Raw genomic sequence first — 26,084 nt, 5'->3', positions numbered from 1 at the left:
GGACAAAAAATAGAAAATCAATGGAGAGAACCCCTAAATAGTAGAAGCGAATCTTTTTATTGATTTGAGGATAAATCTCAGCGAATTGATGTTTGAGTCGGACAACCAAGCGAAATAACAGGAGTCCTTGAGTAAGGAGGAAAATAAAACCAGAGAGCAAGAGAGACTCCAAAGATGTCTCGGGTCTTTTGCTAAAAAATGCGAATAGTAGCAAATCGATAACTGCAATTGCTGTAAAATGGATTCTATAGAGTTTTTTCATGACAAGACCTCCTTCTTTTATCTATTTTCATTCTACTCCAAAAGAATGGGAGTTACAACTAAAATGATAAAAAATTTTAGTAAGGAGATTCTGTTAGATTTCTTTATTTGATTTCCCTCTTATTGTTCCACCTCTTCATCATTCCAGACAAATAAAGCTCCGATTGCATTGAGGATATAAAAGATATATTTTCCGATATTGGCAAAATTTCCTTGAATACCAGCTTTTGTCAGCTGAACGAAATTGTAAATCAACCAAAAGCCCCACTGAGTTGTTAGTTTCAATGCGTTAAAAGCATTTGCAATGAGGGACAGTGCAAAGGCAATAGTTGTTACGTAGGCAAGGAGATTCATCTTTCCTCCATAGCCGATATAGTTTGTCACAAAGGCAAAGAGGAAGGCGATGATGGAAATGATGATGGCCGCCAATTTTAACTGTTTTTGGCTCATTTGGTTGGGTCTGCCTTCTTGCGAAGCTTCCCATTTCTTAATAGCAAAGGTATAAATGAGGAAGGTGACGGGATAGGTAATGATGGCCGCCTTATTTCCAAGGATATAATCAATAGCACCGGACAAAATGGTATTAACAATACCAAAGTAATTTCCCCATTTGCTTAATTTCCCCGTGAAACGAGTGGACAACATGGAAATTCCAACGTTTGTTACGGAAATCAATCCAAAGGGAACGAGAGCTGTCCATGGGCCCCAGTCTACGAATTTGTCGAGACGGGAGTTGAGGTAACCAGATGCAATTGCAATCCCAACTACTAGAGCAACTCCAAAGAGGTCAAACCATTTAGATGTAGCAAAAATTTTTAGTGATTTTTTCATAGGTTAAACTATCTTTCTTTTTTTTACAAATATTCTACAACTAAATGAAAGTAAAATCAAATGATAGAAATAAAACCCTGAAAATAAAACTTTCAGGGTTGGTAGGGTGCTTGAGAAATTAGTCGATTTTTTCGACATAGAGTTGTTTGGCAATGTCCATACTTACTTGTAAATCCTCGTTTTTACTGAGGATGGTGAAGGTATTGCTGAAGCCATCAAACTGCTGGACTTGGAGACAGTCACCGATGTGAAGTGAGTGCTTATCCAGATAATGGAGAATGTCAAAACTATCGTGCACACGAGTCAGGCGGTAGGCGCCAGCTTCCTTGATGTCAGCTAGTGGCAGGTTATTGATTTCAACTAAGAGTTCTCCCTTGGCAGGAATAGTTCCTCCGTGAGGGCAGGTCTTGGGGAATCCAAGTAATTTTTCTAGTCTCTCCACGAATAAATCAGAGACAGTGTGTTCCAAGACTTCAGCTTCCTCGTGAATCTGGTCACTCGTATAGTCTAAATGATGGACTAGAAAAACTTCAATCAAACGGTGCTTACGATAGAGCTCAGAGACCAGTTTGAGGCCGATGTCAGTCAGTAGATAGCCGCATTCCTTGTCCTTGAGGATGAGGTTTTCGCTCTTCATCCGTTTAATCATTTCAGTTACGGCAGGGGGAGAGACTTGCATACGAGCCGCAATTTCCTTGTTGGTAATCTTATGCAAATCTATGCCAATTTCATAAATACACTTTAGATAATCTTCTTTATTCGGGGTCATTCGTTTCCTCTTGTCTAATATCTTTATCTAGTATATCAAAAAAAGCTAGATTTCTCTAGCTATCTGCCACAATGGCTTCTAATTTAGTTCTTTAGCAGCTGCAATTGCGGCTTCGTAGTTTGGTTCAGAGTTGATATTGTCCACGTATTCAACGTAGCGAATCGTATTGTCAGTATCGAGGACAAAAACTGCGCGTGCCAATAGGTGCCACTCATTGATTAAGAGGGCATAATCACGTCCAAAGGAATGGTCGAAATAGTCTGAGAGCATGATGGCATTTTCAATGCCTTCAGCACCACACCAACGTTTTTGGGCAAATGGTAGGTCCATAGAAACAGTCAATACGACTGTGTTGTCCAGTCCAGCCAGTTCTTCATTAAAACGACGCGTTTGAGTTGAGCAGATGCCTGTATCGATAGAAGGCACGACACTCAAGACTTTTTTCTTTCCATCAAAATCAGCCAGAGATTTTTTAGAAAGGTCTGTTGTAGTAAGTGAAAAATCAAGTGCCTTGTCGCCGACTTGTAGTTGTTTACCTGTAAAGCTCACAGGATTTCCGAGAAAAGTTACCATAGGATACTCCAATCTTTTTTCTTCCATTTTAGCTGAAACAGTCGGAATTTTCCAATGATTTGACCGGAAATATGGGCATAGAAAAAACGCCAGCTCATGAGAGAATGACGTTTTTCAGAGTATTATTTTGCCAATCCTTCAGCAATCTTGTCAAGGTTGTATTTCATCATGTTGTAGTAACTGTCGCCTTCTTTACCTTGTTCTGCGATAGAGTCAGTAAAGATTTGTGCGTAGATTGGGATGTTTGTGTCTTGAGAAACAGTTTTCATTGGACGGTCATCCACACTTGATTCTACAAAGAGGGAAGGAGTTTTTGTTTGGCGAAGTTTTTCAACCAAGGTCTTGATTTGGTCAGGTGTTCCTTCTTCTTCAGTGTTGATTTCCCAGATATAGGCACTTGGGACACCGTAGGCTTTAGAGAAGTATTTGAAGCATCCTTCGCTGGTTACAATGAGTTTTTTCTCAGCAGGGATGTTGTTAAATTTCTCTTTAGCTTCCTTGTCAAGTTTGTCTAGCTTATCAGTATATTCTTTGAGATTTTTTTCGTAGAATTCCTTGTTGCTAGGGTCTTTAGCACTCAATTGTTTTGCGATGTTTTTAGCAAAAATCATCCCGTTTTCAAGGTTAAGCCAAGCGTGTGGGTCTTCTTTGCCTTTTTCGTTTTGACCTTCAAGGTAGATAACATCAACGCCTTCGCTGACTGCAAAGTAGTCTTTGTTTTCAGTTTTCTTGGCATTTTCTACCAATTTTGTAAACCAAGCATTGCCACCTGTTTCAAGGTTGATCCCGTTATAGAAAATCAAATCAGCTTGAGATGTTTTCTTAACGTCTTCAGGAAGTGGTTCGTATTCGTGTGGGTCTTGACCAACAGGAACGATACTGTGAAGATCAATCTTGTCACCAGCAATATTTTTAGTAATATCAGCAATGATTGAGTTTGTAGCAACAACTTTTAGTTTTTGACCAGAAGCTGCATCTTTTTTTCCGCTAGCACATGCTACGAGAACAATGGCGGAAAGAAAAAGAACCAACAATGTACCTAATTTTTTCATTAGATCCTCCAATTTATTGGGGCTTTACCCCTTATTTTAACAAATGTTTATTTTTCAGTTTCAAATATCGTTGTTTTGGAGCGATAAAGAAGCTAATGAGAAAGAAACTAGCGGCTGTAAGCACGATACTAGAACCTGCCGCAACGTTAAAGCTATAACCGATAAAGAGTCCCAAAACTGAAGCAGTAGCTCCAAAGGTTGAGGAAAGGAAAATCATGCTTTTCAGGCTATTAGCATAAAGATAAGCAGTTGCAGCTGGGGTAATCAGCATGGCTACAATCAGGATAGTTCCGACACTTTGCATGGCTGTCACAGACACGAGAGTCAAGAGTACCATGAGAAGGTAGTGATAGAAATTGACAGGCATTCCCATGGCTTTAGCCAATAGTTCATCAAAGGAAGTTATCAAGAGTTGCTTGAAGAAAATCCAGATTAACAAGAGAATGACTGCCCCAACACCCATAGTAATAAACATATCCGTATCTTGGACGGCTAGGATATTACCAAAAAGGATATGGAAAAGGTCAGTTGAACTTTTAGCGACACTAATCAAGATGATACCGAGGGCTAAGAAAGAAGAAAAGGTAATGCCGATGGCGGTATCGCTTTTGATAATCGAGTTTCCCTTGATGTAGGTAATGATGATGGCAGCTAGCAATCCAAAGACAATGGCTCCGATAAAGAAGTCAAGGCCCAAGATGAAGGAGAGGGCTACACCTGGCAAGACAGCATGTGAAATAGCATCTCCCATGAGTGACATCCCGCGTAGAATGATGAAACATCCTACAGCTCCAGCTACGACCCCGACGACAATAGCTGTTATCAAGGCATTTTGTAAGAAATGGAATTTTTGTAATCCATCGATAAATTCTGCAATCATAGGTCACCTCCATTGAAAAAGAGTCGATTACCGTAAGCTTCTTTGAGATTGGTTTCGGTAAAGGTTTCTTTGGTTGGACCAAAGGCAATCACTTCTCGATTGACAAGCAAGACTTGATCGAAGTAGTGGGGAACCTTGCTGAGGTCGTGGTGGACGATGAGAACCGTCTTCCCAGCTTTTTTCAAATCTCTCAGCGTATTCATGATGATTTCCTCACTGACAGAGTCAATCCCAACAAAGGGTTCATCCAAGAGGATATAATCGGCTTCCTGCACCAAGCATCTGGCAATCAAAACCCGCTGGAATTGACCTCCAGACAGTTGACTGATTTGCCGTTCAGCATAGTCAGCTAGACCGACGATTTCAAGGGCTTCTTGCACTTTCTTCCAATGTTTAGCCTTTAAACTTCGAAAGAGAGGGATAGAGGGAAAGAGTCCTAACGAGACACATTCCTTGACCTTGATGGGAAAGTTGTAGTCGATATTGATTTTTTGTTCGACATAGGCGATTCGATGTAAGGATTTTTTAACTTCCTTGTCATCGAGAAATGCCTGACCTTGATGTGGGATAATTCCCAGCATCCCTTTTAATAATGTTGATTTTCCAGCACCGTTTGGACCAATGATTCCGGTAATTGTTGGTCCTTGGAGCACTAGTGAAATATCCTTAAGTGCCAACGTTTCTTTGTAGGAGACACTGAGGTTTTCGATACGTATCATAAACTTGTATTCCTCCTGTCTCTTAATATACATTAAAAAAAAATTAAGTCAAGTTAATTTTTGAAAAATTTAAAATAATAACTGAAAAATGCTGGAAAAGGGAAGTCCATTTTTAATTGCATTCCCAAGCAATTTTTGTTAAGCTAGCAATAACTTAAAAAATGAAAGCGAGAACAAGATGACACGTTATCAAGATGATTTTTATGATGCAATCAATGGAGAATGGCAACAGACAGTTGAAATCCCAGCAGATAAGTCTCAAACAGGAGGTTTTGTTGATTTAGATCAGGAAATTGAAGACTTGATGCTTGCGACAACAGACAAGTGGTTGGCAGGAGAAGAGGTGCCTGAGGATGCTATCTTAGTAAACTTCGTCAAATACCACCGCCTAGTTCGTGATTTTGACAAGAGAGAAGCTGACGGTATCAAACCTGTCTTACCACTCCTTAAAGAATTCCAAGAATTAGAGACTTTTGCGGATTTTACAGCTAGACTAGCAGAGTTTGAACTTGCAGGAAAACCAAACTTCCTTCCTTTTGGTGTATCGCCAGACTTTATGGATGCTAGAATCAATGTTCTATGGGCCAGTGCTCCAAGCACAATCCTGCCAGATACGACCTACTATGCAGAAGACCATCCTCAGCGCGAAGAGCTCTTGACTCTTTGGAAAGAAAGCCGCGCAAATCTTCTCAAGGCTTATGATTTCTCTGATGCAGAAATTGAAGACTTGTTAGAGAAAAGACTAGAATTGGACCGTCGAGTTGCGGCAGTGGTGCTCTCTAATGAAGAAAGTTCAGAGTATGCTAAACTTTACCATCCATATGATTACGAAGATTTCAAGAAATTTGCGCCTGCCCTACCTTTGGATGACTTCTTCAAAGCTGTTCTTGGACAAGTGCCAGACAAGGTTATCGTAGACGAGGAACGTTTCTGGCAAGTAGCAGACCAATTCTATAGTGAAGAGGCTTGGCCTCTCCTCAAGGCAACCTTAATTTTAAGTGTTGTGAATCTCTCAACCAGTTATTTAACAGAAGAAATTCGTGTCTTGTCAGGTGCCTACAGTCGTGCCCTTTCTGGAGTTCCAGAAGCTAAAGACAAGGTCAAGGCAGCTTATCAGCTAGCACAAGATCCTTTCAAACAAGCCTTAGGGCTCTGGTATGCCCATGAAAAATTCTCTCCAGAGGCCAAGGCAGATGTGGAGAAAAAAGTGGCAACCATGATTGATGTCTACAAGGAACGCTTGGCTAAAAATGACTGGCTAACTCCTGAAACTCGTGACAAGGCCATCGTCAAGCTCAATGTTATCAAGCCTTACATCGGTTACCCAGAAGAATTGCCAGAACGCTACAAGGACAAGGTAGTGGATGAAAATGCTAGTCTTTTTGATAATGCTCTGGCCTTTGCGCGTGTGGAAATCAAACACAGTTGGAGTAAGTGGAATCAGCCTGTAGACTACAAGGAGTGGGGCATGCCTGCTCATATGGTCAATGCCTACTACAATCCACAGAAGAACCTGATTGTCTTCCCGGCGGCTATTTTACAAGCACCTTTCTATGACTTGCATCAGTCATCTTCTGCTAACTACGGTGGTATTGGAGCAGTTATTGCCCATGAAATTTCCCACGCCTTTGATACTAACGGAGCTTCCTTTGATGAAAATGGTAGCCTCAAGGATTGGTGGACAGAGAGTGACTATGCTGCCTTCAAGGAGAAAACACAAAAAGTTATTGACCAATTTGATGGACAGGATTCTTATGGGGCAACCATCAACGGTAAATTGACTGTATCAGAAAACGTGGCTGACTTGGGAGGAATCGCTGCAGCGCTTGAAGCAGCCAAGAGAGAACCAGACTTCTCAGCAGAAGAATTTTTCTACAACTTCGGTCGCATCTGGCGCATGAAAGGTCGTCCAGAATTTATGAAACTTTTGGCTAGTGTCGATGTGCACGCACCAGCCAAACTCCGTGTCAATGTGCAAGTACCAAACTTCGATGATTTCTTTACAACCTATGATGTCAAAGAAGGAGATGGTATGTGGCGTTCACCAGAAGACCGCGTGATTATTTGGTAATGAATCGAATCTAATACTAAAATCCGTAAATCTGTATAGGATGGGTTAGAGAGGTTAATATGAAGAAATTTTTAATGATATTTTCAGCTATTCTTACTGTTTTTGTTTTAGCATCTTGTGGTGCAAACAAAAAAGATGAAAAAATAGAACCTTCGGCAACACAATCATCTTCTACCAAAGAGGAACAGAAGGAAAGCTCTACGAAGTCAGAGAGCCAAACTAGTACAAGTTCTTCAATGGCAACGCCGTCAACAACAATGGAAACGAAAAGCGAAACAGGAAAAGATTTGTACAAGGAAGTAATAGAGCGGTACAATCACTATCAGGCACTTTTAAGTAGTGGCGACCGAGAATCCTTGTATGAAAAGTTGAAACAGAACAAGATTTTTTCTGAAGAGTATGGCTATATCTTTACACTAAGCACCTACGATAAACCAGCTAGTCTTCATTATGTGTTTGCTGATTTAAATAAGGATGGTCAGGATGAATTGATTATTGGAGATAAAAAATATATAGGGGCCATTTACTATTTAGAGAATAAACAACCCAAGTTGCTTCATACAGCTTATGTAGCTTCTGCAGGTGGTTTTCGTTCCAGTTTAGTTATCTATGAAAATGGTCAAGTCAGATATGCAGACTGGCAGTCAACACGACCAGAAATGAACTTAAGTCTATATGCTTTTGATAAAGACGGAGTACAGAAGATTAAAGAAGGAATCTTTCAAATTGGTAGTGATCAAAAGCCAGAGCAAATCTTAGGGATTTCTTCTAATGAACTTGATTTAGCTAAATTTGAATGGAAAGAATTTGAGTCAGCTAACTAATGTTCTATGAAGTTCAATACTAGACTAGATTCTAAAATCAAAGAATGGAGAATTGAATAGCAGTACACAAAAACCAAGGATAAAAAATTCCTTGGTTTTTTGCTAGCTAGAAAAAAGGATTGAAGGTCTTTTCGTGAGCAATAGTAGTAGCTGGACCATGCCCTGGATAGACGTCATAGTTTGGCAGGGTGAAGAGTTTGGTCTGGATGCTATGAAGGAGTTGCTCCATACTACCAGTCGGAAGGTCGGTCCGTCCGATTGTTTCTCGGAAAAGAGCATCCCCTGTTAAGACTAGGTGAGCATCAGGAAAGACGATAGAAACACCACCGATAGAGTGACCAGGAGTTGGCAAGACAGTAAAACGAAATTCCTCTAGTTGGTATTCTTCATGAAAGACAAAGGTGTGCTCTGCAGGTTTTGCGACCACATCTGCCATATCATCGTGGCGAGGAAGCCCAGAGAGATTATCGACAGGGGTGTAGAGCCAGCTGGCTTCACTCTCTGCGATATAGACAGGAGGATTTCCAAAAGTCTCGCGAACTAGGTCTAAACTCATGATATGGTCATAATGGGCGTGGGTCAAGAGAATAGCACAGATAGGTTTGTTGATGTTCTCTATTGTCTGACGAATAGCTTCCCAATGGCTACCAGGGTCGACAACGATGAGGTATTTTTCACCTTCCAGGTAATAGGTGTTTTCATAGGCAACAGGATTCACAGTTTTATGGATTTTCATACTAGCTCCAATCTCAAAGAATGTACTAAATTAAGTATAGCACAGTTAGGGGGAATAAAGTAGACAGAAAGTTTTTCTTTATAGAAGGTTACTTGCTATCTACTTCATTCTGTCTAAAATAAAGATAGCTATTTTTAGAGTTATGAACTAGCTAGAGCTTTTAATTGACTGGGATTTAAAATAAAGCTAATGAGCTGGAGAGTGAATTATTGAAAAAATGGATAATGAATCAAAAAATTGTATCTTACAGTAGAGACAAGTTTTTGTCTGTGAACAGCAAAATATACATGCAGAGTTAATTTAAATTAATATATTAAAACTACGAAATATAGTATGTAACCTATAACTCTTTGATATATCTAACAAAACAAGTTAAATAGTCAGAAAATTATTGTGTTTTTGGAAAATATTTATTTTAAATTTAGAATAAAAAAATAAGCCATTTTATTTGCCATAGACTAGGAAATATGATATCATAAAGCTGTATGTTGTAGACAATTTTATGATATTGAAAATGACTTCTAACATCTTTTGTTTTCATCTGAGGTTAGATGTGAGTTTGCGATATCAATAACTTGTAAATCGACATCAAAATAAAAAAGGAGGTTGTGGGTCTAAATGAAAGGCAAGCAACAACAAGATTATAGAGTAGAAAAGTACATCCGTTATGGTATCCGGAAATATAGCTTTGGAGCAGCGTCAGTAGCGATTGCAGCTGGATTGATGTTCCTTGGAAGTGGTGCGGTATCAGCAACGGAAGTTCAAGGTGCTGAAGCATCAGTAGCAGCAACTACTGCGCCAGCAAATCAAGCGGATCCTAATAAAGAGAAGGAAGCCGTTAAGCCAGAAACTAAAGTAGCGGAAGCTAAACCAGAGGTTAAAGCAGAAAAATCTAAACCAGAGGAAACTCCGAAAGAAGTAGTAGCTCCTAAATTGGATAAGACTCAATTAGAAGCTTATGTTAACCAGGTAGCAGGAAATATAGCTGCAGGTAAATATGCAAACAAGACAGACGAAAGTTTGGCTCTTTTGAATGCAGATTTGGAAGCGGCAAAAGCAGCTCTTTCAAGTGCTACTAGTCAAGATGAGTTAAAAGCTGCTTACAACAAACTTGTAACAACTGTAAACTCAAAACTACAAAACAAACCAGTTGAGAAAAAAGAAACTCCAGCAGTTGATACTACAAATGGTAAAGAAACTGTAGGGAAGAAAGCGGAAAACACTGAGAAAAAATCTGAGTCAAACGCAATTGAAAACACTGGTTCTAAAGATGAACGTAATGGCAAAGAACTAGTCCAAGGTTCACACTTACGTTCAGCTAATGAAGGGTATACAGCTGCTTCTAAAGAACTAAGAAAAGAAAATGGTGAATTTCTTGGATCTACAGGTAAATCTTACAAAGTACTAGATGGTAATGCTAACTATAAAATTTATGTTCATGGATATCAATCTGAGAACACTGATGTACCTGCGGCTAATAGTGGAAAAGCAGGGGTAAGTGGACGTACAGATATTCCATTATCAAAAACAGAAGCTCAGAAACTTGGTCGTGAAGCAGAACTATGGAATGGAAAATTACGGGTTACAGGTAATGTTAATAATGGTACAGTATATGGTTCAAAAGGTGCTTATGAATACATAGCTACAGAAATCTATGGATACACTTATGAACAGGGGAACCACTATGTATATCTTACGGATGTGAAAAAACGTTTTAGTTTATCACCAGAGGCAACTGCTGCAGGATACACAATTACAAAAGTTGATATGAGCAACTTACCTCCTGGATTAGCTTATAATGCAACTACAGATACTGTTGAAGGCTATGTAGCATCTACTCTTCAAAACGGTGTATATGACATGCGCTATATTGTAACTGTAGAGAAAGGTGGAGCTACTCAGCAAGTTACTTTCAGAGACTTAACTGCTGGATGGGTAGGATGGCAAGATTCATCTGCACCACTTATTCAAGGAAAATCAAAATTAGTAACAGTAGGCGATCAAGTTAATCATAACATCAAATATGTTGATAATGATGGAATGACTCGTGATGAAAGAGCTGGTTATGTATACAGAAGTAATGGAGAAAAAGTTGTTGCCGGTTCAAAAACTGCTCCTGGAGGCACGAATGGAGCAACCTTTACTGCAGTTGATGGATCTAAAGTAAATACCGAGAACGGACCACAAACTGTCACAGCGCATACTGCCTTAAACGGTAATTATACGGGAAGTAAAACTTCAATAAATGATGTTGTACCAGGATTAAGCTATAATCCAAAAAATGGAGATATTACTGGAACAGCAAGTGAAGCTGGGATTTTCACAGCATCTGTTTATGCCAAAGACTATAATAATACAACCAATGCAAGAAATATGGATTGGAATATGTATGGTCAAGAAGCCCATGAAAATATTACAATTGCAGTAGCACCTAAGATTACTGTTAAGAATGTTGAAGCTTATGCAACAAATGTACCTGTGACAATTTCAAAAGGTGCTAACAAAGCTGAAATTACAATGCCAGATGGAACAGTTACAAAACTTGAAGTTAAAGATGGAAACTGGACAGTAGCAGCAGGTACTACAAATACAGCTGTACAAGAAGGTGCGGTATTAGGGGCTGCATCTACAACAGGAGATTCAACTTTTAACTTAACCGTAACACCAGAATCTACTAAATATGTAGGTGTGGATAATATTGTAGCAAAAGCCACAACTGATAAGGTGAAAGCAAACATCCAACGTGAATTTGCTATGGTAACTGATGCAGCAGGTAATACGTATAAAGCGGTATTTAACCGTGCAACAGGTAAATATTCGTTACCTACTGAAAAAGCTTATGAACTAAAAGACAATGGCAATGGTACATCAACTCTTATTGAACGTCGTGTTTATACAGATGCTCAAGCAAATGGTGATGTTAAATTTGTTGTCTATGAATTTGAACGTACATGGAATGCAACATCTTCAGCGGCAACATTAGTAGATAAGATTGCAGAAATTCGTAAGAATGGTGAGGTAACAGCAGTAGGTGCTGTTACACGTACAGAGACATTGGTTAAAAAAGATAACACATCTTCAGAACAAGGAATGGTGGTTACAGTAAGTTACGACTCAGTAACAAACCAATGGACATCTTCTGACGGTACAGCAGTAACAGCTAAAGAATCAAATGCTGGTTGGGAAATCGAGACAGCATCAGGATTTAAAGGGTATGTAGCATACCGTGAAGCAAGTTCAACAGACCTAGCATCAATTCACAATGACAAACCAACTGGAACTTCAACAAGTTATTCAGAAGCAAAAGATACATCAGTAGACTTAGTTAAATCACCTAAAGCAAACGTAGCATTCGCAGATACAATCGATGATAAAACTACAGCTGCAGATTCTGATACAATTAAAACAAAAGTAACAGTAACTGCACCAGATGGAACAGTAACTAATTTTGATGGAGCTCAAGCAGAAGAAACAGCTTATATTCAAGCACAACGTACAGCGGCAGCTAAAACTCAAGCGGCAGCAACGGCTGTAAAAGAATATCAAGATACACAAAATGAATTAGCACGTCTTCAAGAACTATTAGATCGTTCAACAAGAACGGTAGAAGATGCTCAAGCAGCATTAGATGACTTGAAGCTACGTACAATTTCTCCAACAGCTCAAGAATTAGCAGAGAGAAAACTTGCTAATGTAAAAGAGTTTAAAGCATCTATTGAAGCACAATTAGCAACAGCTCAAACAAATCTTTCAACAAAAAATACTGAAGTAGAGTCAACACGTACTGCAGCTTTAGAAGCTGAAAAAGCGGTAGAAACTGCACGTACAGCTCTTAAAACAGCTGCAGAAGCAAATCTAGCTAAAGCTAACGCTTATGTACTATCCCAAAAAGGACGTTACAAAGTAACAGTAAGCGCAGTAGATTCAAATGGGGTTGTGACAACTCCAACAGTCGGTGGAACAAATACAGGTGAAGTTACAGAAGATGCAGTAGCAGAAACAACTTACTACATCGTAGTAACAGAACCAGAGAAATCATCAGGCGCTCAAGGTCAAAAACAAACTGACTCAATGGCCGACAATTTCAATGATGGAAAAGAAGGAACTACAGTATCAAACTACAAACTAGTAGATCCAAAAACAGGAGCAAAAGTTGAATCTGTAACAACTGATGAAGGAACATACACTGTAGATCCAAATACAGGTGAAGTAACGTTCACTCCAGTAGAAGGATTTGTAGGAACTGCAAATCCGGTAACAGTAGCGGCTGATGTAACATTTAATGATGAATCAGGAAATCCAGTAACAGTAGCGGTAGAAAATTCATATACACCAACTGTATACGGAATTGCACCATCTGCAGATGAAACTACAGGAAAACAAGGACAACCTCAAACATCTAAATCAGGAAAAGATCGTTTCTCTGAATTAAATAATACAGATAATACATTAGATGGCACAAACGTAGACTGGACAACAGCTGCCTACTCATTAGAAGGAGCTAATGCTGAAGGTAAAGTGGTAGTTGATGGAGAAGGAACATACTCAATCGATCCAACAACAGGTGTAGTAACATTTGAACCACTTCCAACATTTACAGGAAAAGCTAAAGGTGTTAATGTACAAGTATCAGTAACAGCCACTGACTCAGAAGGAAACAAAGTTCCAGTTACTTCAAAAGGAAAATATACTCCAGAAGTAACACCAGTTAAGCCAACAGGTGAAGATGTAACTTCAAGTGGCAAACAAGGTCAAGAACAAACAGGTAAACCTGTCTTTACACAAGGCGATGAAACAGCTCCAATTACAATTAACGAACAGCAACCAGCTAAATTTGTAGTAAATGGACAACCAGTTGATGACAAAGAAATTCCAGCTACAAAAGATGGAAAAGAAATTGGTAAATACGTAATCGATCCTTTAACAGGTGTTGTAACATTTAAACCAAACAAAGACTTCACAGGAACACCAGATCCAGCAACTGTTGAAGTTAAAGATAAGAATGGAACACCAGCTACAGCTACTTATACACCAACAGTGACTCCAGTAGTTCCAACGGCAACACCAAAAGAAACAACTGGAAAACAAGGTCAACCACAAACTCAAGAAACAGAGTCAATGTTCAAACAAGGTGATGAAGTAGCACCAATTGATAAGACAACTGTTAAATTGGTAGACCCAAGTGGTAACGAAGTAACAACAATGCCAGCTACAAAAGATGGTAAAGAAGTTGGAACATACACAATTGATCCAACAACAGGAGTTATCACATTCCAACCAAACAAAGACTTCACAGGCACACCAGATTCAGCTAAGGTTGTAGCGAAGGATACTAACGGAACTAAGGTAGAAACAACTTACACACCAACAGTAACTCCAGTAGTACCAACAGCAGAACCAAAAGAAACAAAAGATGTACAAGGTGCAACTCAAACTGGTAAACCAACATTCACACCTGGTGCTGATGAAGTGCCAATGGATGATGATACTCCAGCGACATTCGAAGATGGTTCAAAAGAAAAAGTAATTCCAGGAGAAGGTACTTACACTGTAGCTCCAGATGGAACAGTAACATTCGTACCTGAGAAAACATTCACAGGAACAGGAACAGGAGTAACGGTTAAACGTGTAGATAAGAACGGAACACCAGTAACGGCTAAATACACACCAACAGTATTACCAGCAACTCCAACAGCAACACCAGCTGAAACAACAGATATCCAAGGTGCGTTACAAAAGGGATTACCACAATTCTTAGGAGGAAGAGTATCAGTAGATGGAGTACAAAAAATTGTACCAATCGATGAAACAAAACCATTAGAATTAATCGATCCATCAACAGGTAAAGTAACTAATGAAATCGTGGTACCGGGCGAAGGAACTTACACAGTATATAACGGAGTAGTAGAATTCCGTCCAGAACCACAATTCGTAGGAAAAGCAAAAGGAGTTACAGTCCAACGTGTAGACGTAAATGGAACGCCAGTTTCAACAACATACACACCAAACGTAACCCCTGTAACCCCAACAGCAGAACCAGCTGAAACAACAGATATCCAAGGTAAAGAACAAACTGGCAAACCTGAATTCAAACCAGGAAATCCAAATGTACCGATGAATGACGAAGTACCAGCAACCTTCGAAGATGGTTCAACAGAAAAAGTCATCCCAGGTGAAGGAACATACACAGTGGCACCAGATGGCACAGTAACGTTCACGCCAGAGAAGACATTCACAGGAGCAGGTACGGGAGTAACAGTTAAACGTGTAGATAAGAACGGAACACCAGTAACGGCTAAATACACACCAAACGTAACCCCAGTAACTCCAACCGCAGACCCAGTTGAAACAACAGACATCCAAGGTAAAGAACAAACTGGCAAACCTGAATTCAAACCAGGAAATCCAGACGTACCAATGGATGATGAAGTGCCAGCAACCTTCGAAGATGGATCAACAACTAAGACAATTCCAGGCGAAGGAACTTACAAAGTAAATCCAGACGGTACAGTAACGTTCACTCCAGAGAAGAACTTCACAGGTAAAGGCACAGGCGTAACAGTTAAACGTGTAGATAAGAACGGAACCCCAGTAACGGCTAAATACACACCAAACGTAACCCCAGTAACCCCAACCGCAGACCCAGCTGAAACAACAGATATCCAAGGTAAAGAACAAAATGGTAAACCTGAATTCAAACCAGGCAACCCAGAAGTACCAATGGATGATGAAGTACCAGCAACCTTCGAAGACGGTTCAACAACTAAGACAATTCCAGGTGAAGGAACATACACAGTTTCATCAGATGGCACAGTAACGTTCACACCTGAGAAGACATTCACAGGTAAAGGCACAGGCGTAACTGTTAAACGTGTAGATAAGAACGGTACGCCAGTAACGGCTAAATACACACCAACAGTAACCCCAGTAACTCCAGAAGGAACACCTGCTGAAACAACAGATATCCAAGGTAAAGAACAAAATGGTAAACCTGAATTCAAACCAGGCAACCCAGAAGTACCAATGGATGATGAAGTACCAGCAACCTTCGAAGATGGATCAACAACTAAGACAATTCCAGGCGAAGGAACTTACAAAGTAAATCCAGACGGTACAGTAACGTTCACACCAGAGAAGACATTCACAGGTAAAGGAACAGGCGTAACTGTTAAACGTGTAGATAAGAATGGCACACCAGTGACAGCTAAATACACACCAACAGTAACTCCAGTGACTCCAGAAGGAACACCTGCAGAATCTGAAGGACCTAAAGGGCAACCACAAACAGGAACACCTGAATTTAAACCAGGAAACCCTAATGTACCAATCGATGAAACTGTTAAACCAACATTTGACGATGGCACAACTGAGAAGAAAGTACCAGGCGAAGGAACATACACAATCGATGAAAACGGTAAAGTAACGTTCACACCAGAACCTGACTTCGTAGGAAAAGCTAAAGGTGTGACAGTTAAACGTGTAGATAAGAACGGAACACCTGTAACAGCTACTTACACTCCAACAGTTCGTCCTGATACTTCGTTCGTTGATAAAGATGGTAAACCACTTTCACCAACAGAAGATGGAACTAAACCAACTAAAGATATCCCAGGATACAAGATTGTTAAAACTGAAGTAGACGAAAAAGGAAATACAAAACACATCTATGAAAAAGTTACGACAACTTATAAAGATAAAGATGGTAATGTAATTCCAGGAACAACTACTGAAGAAGGTACAAATCCTAAGAAAGATATCCCAGGTTACCGCTTCGTAGAAACTAAGAAACTTCCAAACGGTGATACAGAGCACGTTTATGAGAAAGTTAAGACAAGTCACAAGGATAAATAAGGAAATGAAATTCCAAACTATCCAACAGAAGATGGCGAACAACCTAAGAAAGATATCCCAGGTTACCGCTTCGTAGAGACTAAGAAACTTCCAAATGGCGACATCGAACACGTTTATGAGAAAGTTAAGACATCATTCAAGGATAAAGAAGGAAATGAAATTCCAAACTATCCAACAGAAGATGGCGAACAACCTAAGAAAGATATCCCAGGTTACCGCTTCGTAGAGACTAAGAAACTTCCAAATGGCGACATCGAACACGTCTACGAAAAAGTTAAGACATCATTCAAGGATAAAGAAGGAAATGAAATTCCAAACTATCCAACAGAAGATGGCGAACAACCTAAGAAAGATATTCCAGGCTACCGCTTCGTAGAAACTAAGAAACTTCCAAATGGAGATACAGAGCACGTCTACGAAAAAGTTAAGACATCATTCAAGGATAAAGAAGGAAACGAGATTCCAGGTAATCCAAGTGAAGATGGCGAACAACCTAAGAAAGATATTCCAGGCTACCGCTTCGTAGAAACTAAGAAACTTCCAAATGGAGATACAGAGCACGTCTACGAAAAAGTTAAGACATCATTCAAGGATAAAGAAGGAAACGAGATTCCAGGTAATCCAAGTGAAGATGGCGAACAACCTAAGAAAGATATTCCAGGCTACCGCTTCGTAGAAACTAAGAAACTTCCAAATGGCGACACAGTTCATGTTTATGAAAAAATCATTCCTTCTGTGAAACCAGAACCTGCGAAACCATCAAAACCAGCTCCAGCTAAACCGGCTAAGGAATTGCCTAATACTGGTACAGAAGATCACTCAAGCCTAGCAGCTCTTGGACTTCTTGGAGTATTGAGCGGATTTGGTCTTGTGGCACGCAAGAAAAAAGAAGACTAATGTTTTAATCATTAAAGATTAAACAAAGGAATTCAATTTCATAAATGAAAACCCAACTAATCAAGTGATTAGTTGGGTTTTTTATGTGGATTATCTATTTTTCCATGCTTGGTAACGGGTATCAATCAATAATTGGGTAAGGCGTCCCATGGTTTCCCTTTCTTCTGGAGTGAGGGATTGAGCTTGGACAAAGAGATGATGAATGTGTTCAAGCGCCTTTAAGGATGACAGGTCATTGATGGAGCTAATCCCAGCATCTAGAATGGTGCCAAAGAAGAGGTCGAAGTAGAGCTGAAGCTCCTCGTCAGGGACTGTTGCCACCCATTCTTTGAAGGTTGTGTCAACTTGTTGACTATCACTGTTGATTTTATCCAGTTGGACGAAGTGCTTGTCCTCAATCTGCCAACTAAAGGTATCGTGCTGGGCGATACCACCTAAGGCAGTACTGTGCACGATGATTTGGTGGTTAGGGATTTCCATCATCATACCGATAATGGACCCTTGTGGGATGAAGACCTTGCTTCTATCCATTATCCTTTGATAGCCCTCGGTTTGTGTCAGTTCTTTATGGAGACCAGGCGCATCAAAGGTATAAACTGCTGTGATTTGATTTTGCAAGCTTTGCTCAATTTGACTAGCAGCATAGATAGCTAGATTTCCTCCCTTGGAATGTCCAGCCAGAATGACCTTTTGCTTAGGATGGTGGACAAAAAAGTTCTTTAAATAGCGGAGGGCATGCTTTTGAGCAGGAATTTCCTTCATATAGGTTAGGTGAAAATCTTCCTTCCAGCCAATGATACTGTCATCAGTCCCACGAAAGACAATCAGATAAGTATCGAGAGTGAGGCGGTAGGTCATAGCCGCAAACTGTTTTTGCAGCTCAGGGTCGATATCATTGATAAAATGGGAGAGTTTGCAATTTTTGAAGCGCTTGTGTTGAGCTAGTTCATCTAATAGCTGGAGGCGGTTTTTACTGGTCAACATGTTAGACTCTCTTGGAATGAGAAGTGCCAAGTCTAAAAGTCGCAGAGGACTTGTGGAGACCAGATTATCAAAGGAGAGATAGGTGATTTCTGTTAAGGCTAGAATGTCTAGCTCATTCAAAGGAAGGTCGTAAAAGGAATCGTGTGCGACATCTTTCAGATAATCAAAAATATTGGCCATTAGAGCTCCTTTCTTTTTTATTTATCTTATCAAATTTCCCTCAAATTAGCTAGTAGGGTTGCCTCATTTTGTTGGCTAAAAACAAGCTCTTTCAAATTCAGTTTCAGACCTTCTAACATGGAAAAATCTGTTATAATAATAGAAAAGGAGGAGCGCATGCACAAGATTTTATTAGTAGAAGATGATCAGGTCATTCGTCAACAGGTCGGGAAAATGCTCTCTGAATGGGGATTTGAAGTGGTTCTGGTAGAAGACTTTATGGAAGTTTTGAGTCTTTTTGTCCAGTCGGAACCTCATCTGGTCCTCATGGATATTGGACTGCCCTTGTTTAATGGCTATCACTGGTGTCAGGAGATTCGCAAGATTTCCAAGGTACCCATCATGTTTCTGTCTTCGAGAGACCAGGCTATGGATATCGTCATGGCAATCAATATGGGGGCGGATGACTTTGTGACCAAGCCTTTTGACCAGCAGGTCCTTCTAGCCAAGGTTCAGGGCTTGTTGCGCCGTTCCTATGAGTTTGGGCGTGACGAGAGTTTACTGGAATATGCTGGTGTTATCCTTAATACCAAATCCATGGATTTACATTATCAAGGGCAAGTCTTGAATTTGACCAAGAATGAATTCCAGATTTTACGAGTATTGTTTGAGCATGCGGGCAATATTGTAGCGCGTGACGATCTCATGCGGGAACTTTGGAATAGTGACTTTTTCATTGATGACAATACCCTATCTGTTAATGTGGCTCGTTTGCGTAAAAAGTTGGAAGAACAGGGCTTGGTAGGATTTATCGAGACCAAGAAAGGGATAGGGTACGGACTGAAGCATGCTTGATTGGAAACAATTTTTTCTAGCCTATCTGCGTTCCCGTAGTCGTCTGTTTGTCTATCTGCTTTCTTTGACGTTTCTGGTTTTGCTCTTTCAGTTTTTATTTGCAAGTTTGGGAATTTATTTTCTCTACTTTTTCCTGCTATGTTGTTTTGTAACCATCTTATTTTTCACTTGGGACATATTGGTGGAAATGCAGGTCTATCGCCAGGAAATTCTCTATGGGGAGAGGGAAGCCAAATCTCCTTTGGAAATAGCTTTAGCAGAAAAATTAGAAGCGCGTGAGATGGAACTCTATCAGCAGAGGTCAGATTCAGAAAGAAAACTGACGGATTTGCTGGATTACTATACCTTGTGGGTCCATCAGGTTAAGACACCCATTGCAGCTAGTCAACTCTTAGTTGCAGAAGTAGCTGACCGCCAACTGAAGCAGCAGCTAGAACAGGAAATTTTCAAGATCGACTCCTATACCAACTTGGTTTTACAGTACCTGCGTTTAGAAAGTTTCCATGATGATTTGGTCTTAAAGCAGGTTCAAATTGAGGACTTGGTCAAAGAAATAATTCGTAAATATGCTCTTTTCTTTATTCAAAAAGGATTAAATGTCAATCTACATGATCTTGATAAAGAAATCGTGACGGATAAAAAGTGGCTGCTAGTGGTTATTGAGCAAATCATCTCAAACAGTCTCAAGTATACCAAGGAAGGTGGTCTGGAGATTTATATGGAGGGACAAGAGCTTTGTATCAAGGATACGGGAATCGGGATAAAAAACAGTGATGTCCTCCGAGTCTTTGAACGTGGCTTCTCAGGATATAATGGACGCCTAACTCAGCAGTCATCTGGACTTGGCCTCTATCTATCTAAGAAAATTTCTGAAGAACTAGGTCACCAGATTCGTATCGAGTCTGAGGTTGGAAAAGGAACGATAGTAAGAATTAAGTTTTCCGATATGAATCTGATAATTGAGTGAGCATGATAGATAAGAGCCCAGGATAAGACAACTGGGCTTTTTTATCTTTAACTGTGTATCCTAGTAAATTATTTGCTTGGGCGTTTTCGGTTGAAAAAATCAAAATGGAGCAATGGGTTGTCAAACAAACTCATCACGCTTATTTATTAAACTGCATCTTCTTTTATAAGAGATGCAGTCTTTTGTTCTTTGGATAAGGAAACAAAAATTTCTTTATATATCTGTTCAATTGATAGATTTCTTCAGAGAAAGACTGTAAAATTTTTGATATAATATGAAGGATGGACTGACGGATACTTAAAGGAAAATTTTCAAAAGAATAACAGGTGAGAAGAAAAATATGTAAGATTGGACAAAAGTCTCTTTACCATCATCCATGCAGAAACAAGATTATATGAAATAAAAGGAGTAACCAATGACTGGAAACTATTCAACACGTGAATACCGTGAGAAATTATATGATGATCTTCATGTTCGATTAAGAGATACAGTGATTTTGATGTGTGCGATTTTTATTGCCTCTATCGGCCTAAATATGAATTCAACAGCTGTCATTATTGGAGCTATGCTGATTTCCCCTCTTATGACACCGATTGTTGGACTCGGATTTGGTTTAGCTATTTTTGATACGCGTTTAATCAAGCAATCTCTAGAGGTTTTATTTACCCAAGTATTGGTCAGCTTGCTTGTCTCGGCTCTGTATTTCTGGATTTCTCCCTTATCTTATGAAAGTAGCGAATTGATTGCACGAACCTCTCCAACCATTTGGGATGTTCTCATTGCTATTGCTGGTGGGATAGCAGGTTTCATTGGTTCAAGGAAAAAAGAAGCAAACAATATCGTACCAGGAGTAGCCATCGCAACAGCTCTGATGCCACCTATCTGCACTGCAGGTTACGGTTTAGCTAATGGAAATGTACGATTTTTATTTGGGGCTCTTTATCTTTTCTTGATCAACTGTGTCTTTATCATGCTAATCAACATTGTTGGAACAAGAATTATGATGAGAAAATCTCCCTTAAGTTCATTTAAAGAGCTAAACATTAAAATGAGAATTGGGTTGATCTCCTTGATTGTATTATTGATTCTTCCGGCTAGTTATTCAGCAGTCACTCTGACGATAGATCAAGCGCGAAAAGAAGGAATCAAACAGTTTGTAGGAAAAGAGTTTGCCAATCATACGGTCATTAATCAAGTCTACAAGTCAAGGAACAATGAATTGGTCTTGACGGTTGTTGGAGATCCGATTTCAGAAGAAGAATTAGAAACGCTCCACCAAAAACAAGCCTCTTACGGTATTCAATCTGTTCAATTGAAAGTCAATCAAGTTCATAATTCGACAAAATTAGACGGTGAGACGACCAAGGAATTTTATGAAACCATTAATAAGTATATCGATCAAAAACTCTCTGAAAAGGATTCACAAAAAGATCTCGTAAAAGAAAATGAAGCAGACAAGGATTGAGGATATTGACCTTATCTAACTCATGAAAGCAAATCTTGTGTGGTGGTTTGATCAATCACTACTAGCTCGGATTAAATAATACTCTTCGAAAATCTCTTTAAACCACGTCAGCGTCGCCTTACCGTACTCAAGTACAGCTTGCGGCTAGCTTCCTAGTTTGCTTTTTGATTTTCATTGAGTAAAAATATAAAAAGCAACAGCTGAAATAGTTGTTGCTTTTTCTGGCTCTGAAAAATGTTTCTCAGACTGTGATTGTTTTATTTCTCAACGCGTGATTTGTTGGCGATATCAGCTAGAATAGCTTGAACAAAATCATCTACTGAGACAGTTTGTGTTTCTTTTTGGCCGTAACGACGAACGTTGACTGTTCCGTCTTCCATTTCCTTGTCTCCAACGATTAATTGGTAAGGAATCTTGCTTGTTTGTGAAGCACGGATCTTAAACTGCATTTTTTCATTGCGCTCATCTACATCTGCACGGACACCACGGTCACGGAGTTTCTTCGCTACTTCCCATGCGTAGTCCACGTGTTTTTCGTTAGATACTGGGATGAGAGTTACTTGGTGAGGTGCTAGCCATGTTGGGAAGGCACCCTTGTAGTTCTCAATCAAGATAGCTGTGAAGCGTTCCATAGTTGAGATAACTCCACGGTGGATCATAACTGGACGGTGCTCTTCACCATCAGCTCCGATATATTTAAGGTCGAAGCGTTCTGGAAGCAAGAAGTCAAGTTGGATAGTAGAAAGAGTTTCTTCTTTTCCAAGAGCGGTCTTAACTTGAATATCCAATTTTGGTCCGTAGAAGGCTGCTTCACCTTCGGCTTCAAAGTAGTCCACGCCCATTTCATCAAGGGCTGCACGAAGCATGGTTTGAGCATTTTCCCACATCTCATCATTATCAAAGTACTTATGAGTATCTTGAGGGTCGCGAAGAGAGAGACGGAAGCGGTATTCATTCAAGTTGAAATCTTCATAAACATCGATAATCAACTGAAGGGCGCGTTGGAATTCTTCTTGGATTTGTTCTGGAGTCACAAAGAGGTGACCGTCGTTGAGTGACATTTCACGTACACGTTGAAGACCAGTGAGTGCACCAGATTTTTCATAACGGTGCATCATACCGATTTCAGCGATACGGATTGGCAACTCACGGTAAGAGTGAACATGGTGTTTGAAGACTTGGATGTGGTGCGGACAGTTCATTGGACGAAGGACAAATTCTTCCCCGTCACCCATGTCCATAGTTGGGAACATGTCTTCTTGGTAATGATCCCAGTGACCAGAAGTCTTGTAAAGTTCAACAGAAGCAAGTGGTGGAGTGTAGACGTGTTGGTAGCCAGAAGCTAGCTCTTTGTCTACGATGTAGCGTTCCAACTCACGACGAATAGTCGCACCATTTGGCAACCAGAATGGCAAACCTTGACCAACCTCTTGAGAAATCATGAAGAGATCAAGCTCTTTACCGAGTTTACGGTGGTCGCGTTCCTTAGCTTCTTCACGCATTTGAAGGTAGTTTTTCAAGTCTTTCTTGTCAAACCAAGCTGTACCGTAGATACGTTGCATCATAGCGTTGTCGCTATTTCCACGCCAGTAAGCACCTGCTACATGGAGAAGGTGGAAGATTTGGATACGACCTGTTGAAGGGACGTGAGGGCCACGGCAGAGGTCTACATATTCACCCTGACGGTAGATGGTCAAACCACCTTCGTCTTCTGAGTGTTCTTCAATCAATTCCAACTTGTAAGGGTCGTTCTTGAAGATTTCACGTGCCTCGTCTTTAGTCACTTCTTCACGGATTGATGGGAAGTTTTCTTTGACGATTTTTTGCATTTCTTCTTCGATACGAGGAAGGTCTTCGTTAGAGATTTGGCCAGCTGTGTTGTCTGTATCGTAGTAGAAGCCGTCTTCGATGGCTGGACCAACTCCCAAGTGAATGTCTGGGAAAAGACGACGAGCGGCTTGGGCAAACAAGTGAGCAGCTGAGTGACGTAGGATTGGAAGGGCATCTTCGTGATCAGGTGTCACGATTTCGATGCTTCCATCTTTAGTGATAGCACGAGTAGTGTCGATGAGTTTACCGTTGAATTTACCAGCCAAGGCTTTTTTAGCTAGGGAATTGCTGATAGATTGGGCAATTTCAAAAGTAGTAACGCCAGATTCGAATTCACGAACAGCGCCATCTGGGAAAGTAATGTTAATCATGATGTTCTCCTTACTTATATTATTGACGAATGTGTTAACCCTATTCTGAAAACAGGGATAGAGGATTGTGAAAGCTAGAAAAACAAAAAGCGACATCCTCGAAAGGACGTCGCAACGTGGTTCCACCTTCATTTATGTTCCTCAAAAAAGAGGGACACCTCTGATTGGCTCTAACGTGGCCACCGTTTTATGTTTGCATAAAAGTCAGTAGAGTAGTATCAGTATAGTCTTTCTATGCGTTTCCAGCAACCACGCACTCTCTAGTAGAAAGGGACTAAGTGACTTGTCTCTATGGATTATTATAGCATGATTGTGAGATTTTTCAAGATATTTGTAGATTTTTTTGAATTTTCTTCATTGAAAGAGTGCCTGCTATGCTTTGTTAGGAGTAATGTGAAATCATCTTTTTGATAAGTTTTTACCTTGATAAAAGTAGTGTTCTGGATTTAGTAAGAGTGGGTTAAAGGTGACTATTAAACAGTATTTTTTGTTATAATATTAAAAAGATATATAAGAGGAAATGAGGAGAAAGAATGACAAAAATAGCTCTTCTTTCAGATATTCATGGAAATATCACCGCTTTGGAGGCTGTTTTGGCAGATGCGCGGCAGCTAGGAGTGGATGAATACTGGCTTCTGGGAGACATTCTCATGCCAGGGACAGGGCGTAGAAGGATTTTGGACTTGTTGGCTGAACTACCGATTACGGCTAGAGTTTTGGGAAACTGGGAAGACAGTCTTTGGCATGGTGTCCGCAAGGAATTGGATAGTACTCGTCCCAGTCAACGCTATCTCTTACGCCAGTGCCAGTATGTTTTAGAGGAAATTTCCCTAGAAGAAATTGAACTGCTTCACAATCAACCTCTCCAGCTTCATCGTCAGTTTGGGGATTTGACGGTGGGAATTAGCCACCATCTTCCTGATAAGAACTGGGGGCGAGAGTTGATTCATACTGGAGCGCAAGAGGATTTTGACCGCTTGGTGACCAATCCGCCTTGTGATATTGCTGTTTATGGTCATATTCACCAGCAGTTGCTTCGTTACGGAACTGGTGGTCAATTGATTGTCAATCCGGGTTCGATTGGGCAACCTTTCTTTCTAGATACCCAGTTACGGAAGGACTTGCGGGCCCAGTATATGATTTTAGAGTTTGATGACAAGGGCTTGGTAGATATGGATTTCCGACGGGTAGACTACGATGTAGCAGCTGAATTGCAGCTGGCTAAAGATCTCAAACTTCCCTATTTTGAGGTTTATTATGAAAGTCTGGTCAATGGTATCCATCATACTCACAATCAAGAATTTTTGAGAGAATTGGCCCAGCAAGAGGGCTACGATAGGGAGTTAGATGCCTGGTTGAAAAGTGGTAACGATTGACATTACAACTAAAAAGGGTATAATAATAGAAAAAGAAGAGTAGAGGCAGGGTAGCCTCGTAAAAAGGAGAAGAGGATGCAAATTCCAAGTAGATTTACCATTGCGACTCATATGCTGATAATCATTGCCCTCAAGGGGAAGGAAAGCAAGGTGACCAGTGATTTTCTGGCTGCTAGTGTCGGGGTCAATCCAGTCATTATCAGAAAGACCTTGTCCCAGTTGAAGAAGGCAGAGCTGATTTCAGTAGCGCGTGGAACAGGTGGGACAGAGATTGTCAAGGATCTCAAAGACATTAGTCTATTAGATGTTTATCAGGCTGTTGAGTGTCTTGGTAAGACTGGTCAACTCTTCAGTTTTCATGACAATCCAAATCCAAATTGCCCAGTTGGAGCCCATATTCATGATGTTTTGGATCAAAAATTGGAGAGAATCCAGCTGGCTATGGAGGCAGAGCTTGGTCAGACTAGCTTAGAGCAAGTCGTGGCCGACGCAGAGAGTCAGATGAAGGATTAAGAGGGATAGATGCCTGCAAATGAAACTCAAAACACTGCTAGAAATCTGGCAGTGTTTTTTTAGATTGCGTAGAAAAAACTCCTGGGGAATTCCAGGAGAG

At 40.2% G+C, this 26,084-nt stretch carries 17 protein-coding genes and 3 pseudogenes; 10 read left to right on the top strand and 10 right to left on the bottom strand.

Going from position 1 to position 26,084, the window contains the following annotated elements; genetic code table 11:
• The 7 genes and pseudogenes from SK578_RS03205 to SK578_RS03170 all read right to left on the bottom strand — a co-directional run.
• Positions 1 to 262: pseudogene (locus tag SK578_RS03205) on the bottom strand (hypothetical protein); the annotation flags it as partial.
• A 119-nt stretch (positions 263 to 381) separates the two neighbouring features.
• Positions 382 to 1,092 (bottom strand): nicotinamide mononucleotide transporter, encoded by a 711-nt coding sequence (locus tag SK578_RS03200; RefSeq protein WP_050491233.1) that lies wholly within the window; start codon positions 1,090 to 1,092, stop codon positions 382 to 384.
• A 118-nt stretch (positions 1,093 to 1,210) separates the two neighbouring features.
• Positions 1,211 to 1,861 (bottom strand): metal-dependent transcriptional regulator, encoded by a 651-nt coding sequence (locus SK578_RS03190; RefSeq protein WP_042750491.1) that lies wholly within the window; start codon positions 1,859 to 1,861, stop codon positions 1,211 to 1,213.
• Between the two features lie 78 nt (positions 1,862 to 1,939).
• Positions 1,940 to 2,434 carry a thiol peroxidase gene (gene tpx, locus SK578_RS03185; protein WP_042750513.1) on the bottom strand — a complete coding sequence of 165 codons (495 nt, stop codon included), beginning with the start codon at positions 2,432 to 2,434 and terminating at the stop codon, positions 1,940 to 1,942.
• 122 nt (positions 2,435 to 2,556) lie between these two features.
• The gene (psaA, locus tag SK578_RS03180) at positions 2,557 to 3,486 is read right to left on the bottom strand and encodes a metal ABC transporter substrate-binding lipoprotein/adhesin PsaA (RefSeq protein WP_033682181.1); all 930 of its coding nucleotides are present in this window, start codon (positions 3,484 to 3,486) and stop codon (positions 2,557 to 2,559) included.
• A gap of 31 nt (positions 3,487 to 3,517) precedes the next feature.
• Positions 3,518 to 4,366: a metal ABC transporter permease gene (locus tag SK578_RS03175; protein ID WP_000559787.1), complete on the bottom strand. Its 849-nt coding sequence runs from the start codon at positions 4,364 to 4,366 to the stop codon at positions 3,518 to 3,520.
• Positions 4,363 to 5,085: a metal ABC transporter ATP-binding protein gene (locus SK578_RS03170; protein WP_042750489.1), complete on the bottom strand. Its 723-nt coding sequence runs from the start codon at positions 5,083 to 5,085 to the stop codon at positions 4,363 to 4,365. The genes SK578_RS03175 and SK578_RS03170 overlap by 4 nt, the downstream gene beginning before the upstream one ends.
• Before the next feature lie 178 nt (positions 5,086 to 5,263).
• On the opposite strand from SK578_RS03170, the gene pepO reads away from it, so the two are divergent.
• Positions 5,264 to 7,156 (top strand): endopeptidase PepO, encoded by a 1,893-nt coding sequence (gene pepO, locus SK578_RS03165; protein ID WP_042750487.1) that lies wholly within the window; start codon positions 5,264 to 5,266, stop codon positions 7,154 to 7,156.
• Between the two features lie 59 nt (positions 7,157 to 7,215).
• Positions 7,216 to 7,980: a hypothetical protein gene (locus SK578_RS03160; RefSeq protein ID WP_042750485.1), complete on the top strand. Its 765-nt coding sequence runs from the start codon at positions 7,216 to 7,218 to the stop codon at positions 7,978 to 7,980.
• Between the two features lie 106 nt (positions 7,981 to 8,086).
• On the opposite strand, the gene SK578_RS03155 is transcribed toward SK578_RS03160, so the two are convergent.
• Positions 8,087 to 8,716 carry an MBL fold metallo-hydrolase gene (locus SK578_RS03155; RefSeq protein ID WP_042750483.1) on the bottom strand — a complete coding sequence of 210 codons (630 nt, stop codon included), beginning with the start codon at positions 8,714 to 8,716 and terminating at the stop codon, positions 8,087 to 8,089.
• A gap of 618 nt (positions 8,717 to 9,334) precedes the next feature.
• On the opposite strand from SK578_RS03155, the gene SK578_RS03150 reads away from it, so the two are divergent.
• From SK578_RS03150 to SK578_RS11420, 3 genes and pseudogenes are all read left to right on the top strand, one after another.
• Complete coding sequence (locus SK578_RS03150; RefSeq protein WP_323754977.1) at positions 9,335 to 16,567, top strand: YSIRK-type signal peptide-containing protein; 7,233 nt, start codon at positions 9,335 to 9,337, stop codon at positions 16,565 to 16,567.
• Positions 16,568 to 16,576: 9 nt separating this feature from the next.
• Positions 16,577 to 16,639, top strand: a pseudogene (locus SK578_RS11475) (LPXTG cell wall anchor domain-containing protein); the annotation flags it as partial.
• A gap of 57 nt (positions 16,640 to 16,696) precedes the next feature.
• A pseudogene (locus tag SK578_RS11420) lies at positions 16,697 to 17,464 on the top strand (MucBP domain-containing protein); the annotation flags it as partial.
• Positions 17,465 to 17,554: 90 nt separating this feature from the next.
• Here SK578_RS11420 and SK578_RS03145 read toward each other — a convergent pair.
• Positions 17,555 to 18,628 (bottom strand): DUF2974 domain-containing protein, encoded by a 1,074-nt coding sequence (locus tag SK578_RS03145; protein WP_042750481.1) that lies wholly within the window; start codon positions 18,626 to 18,628, stop codon positions 17,555 to 17,557.
• Between the two features lie 156 nt (positions 18,629 to 18,784).
• Between SK578_RS03145 and SK578_RS03140 the strand changes: the two genes are divergently transcribed.
• The 3 genes from SK578_RS03140 to SK578_RS03130 all read left to right on the top strand — a co-directional run bounded on the left by SK578_RS03140 (position 18,785) and on the right by SK578_RS03130 (position 21,894).
• A complete protein-coding gene (locus tag SK578_RS03140) occupies positions 18,785 to 19,462 on the top strand; it encodes a response regulator transcription factor (protein WP_000548991.1) in 678 nt (225 codons plus the stop codon).
• Complete coding sequence (locus tag SK578_RS03135) at positions 19,455 to 20,429, top strand: sensor histidine kinase (RefSeq protein ID WP_042750480.1); 975 nt, start codon at positions 19,455 to 19,457, stop codon at positions 20,427 to 20,429. The genes SK578_RS03140 and SK578_RS03135 overlap by 8 nt, the downstream gene beginning before the upstream one ends.
• A gap of 415 nt (positions 20,430 to 20,844) precedes the next feature.
• Positions 20,845 to 21,894: a DUF389 domain-containing protein gene (locus SK578_RS03130; protein WP_042750479.1), complete on the top strand. Its 1,050-nt coding sequence runs from the start codon at positions 20,845 to 20,847 to the stop codon at positions 21,892 to 21,894.
• 257 nt (positions 21,895 to 22,151) lie between these two features.
• On the opposite strand, the gene thrS is transcribed toward SK578_RS03130, so the two are convergent.
• Positions 22,152 to 24,095 carry a threonine--tRNA ligase gene (gene thrS / locus SK578_RS03120; protein WP_042750477.1) on the bottom strand — a complete coding sequence of 648 codons (1,944 nt, stop codon included), beginning with the start codon at positions 24,093 to 24,095 and terminating at the stop codon, positions 22,152 to 22,154.
• Between the two features lie 533 nt (positions 24,096 to 24,628).
• Here thrS and SK578_RS03115 point away from each other — a divergent pair.
• On the top strand, positions 24,629 to 25,471 hold the full coding sequence (locus tag SK578_RS03115) for a metallophosphoesterase family protein (protein WP_042750475.1): 843 nt from the start codon (positions 24,629 to 24,631) through the stop codon (positions 25,469 to 25,471).
• Between the two features lie 75 nt (positions 25,472 to 25,546).
• Positions 25,547 to 25,984: an Rrf2 family transcriptional regulator gene (locus SK578_RS03110; RefSeq protein ID WP_001166795.1), complete on the top strand. Its 438-nt coding sequence runs from the start codon at positions 25,547 to 25,549 to the stop codon at positions 25,982 to 25,984.
• Positions 25,985 to 26,084: the final 100 nt, after the last annotated feature.

This window comes from Streptococcus mitis, from assembly GCF_000722755.1.
Taxonomy (GTDB): Bacteria; Bacillota; Bacilli; order Lactobacillales; family Streptococcaceae; genus Streptococcus; species Streptococcus mitis_CM.
Note: the sequence above shows the minus strand (reverse complement) of the source record. Positions and strands in the feature narration are given on the sequence as shown.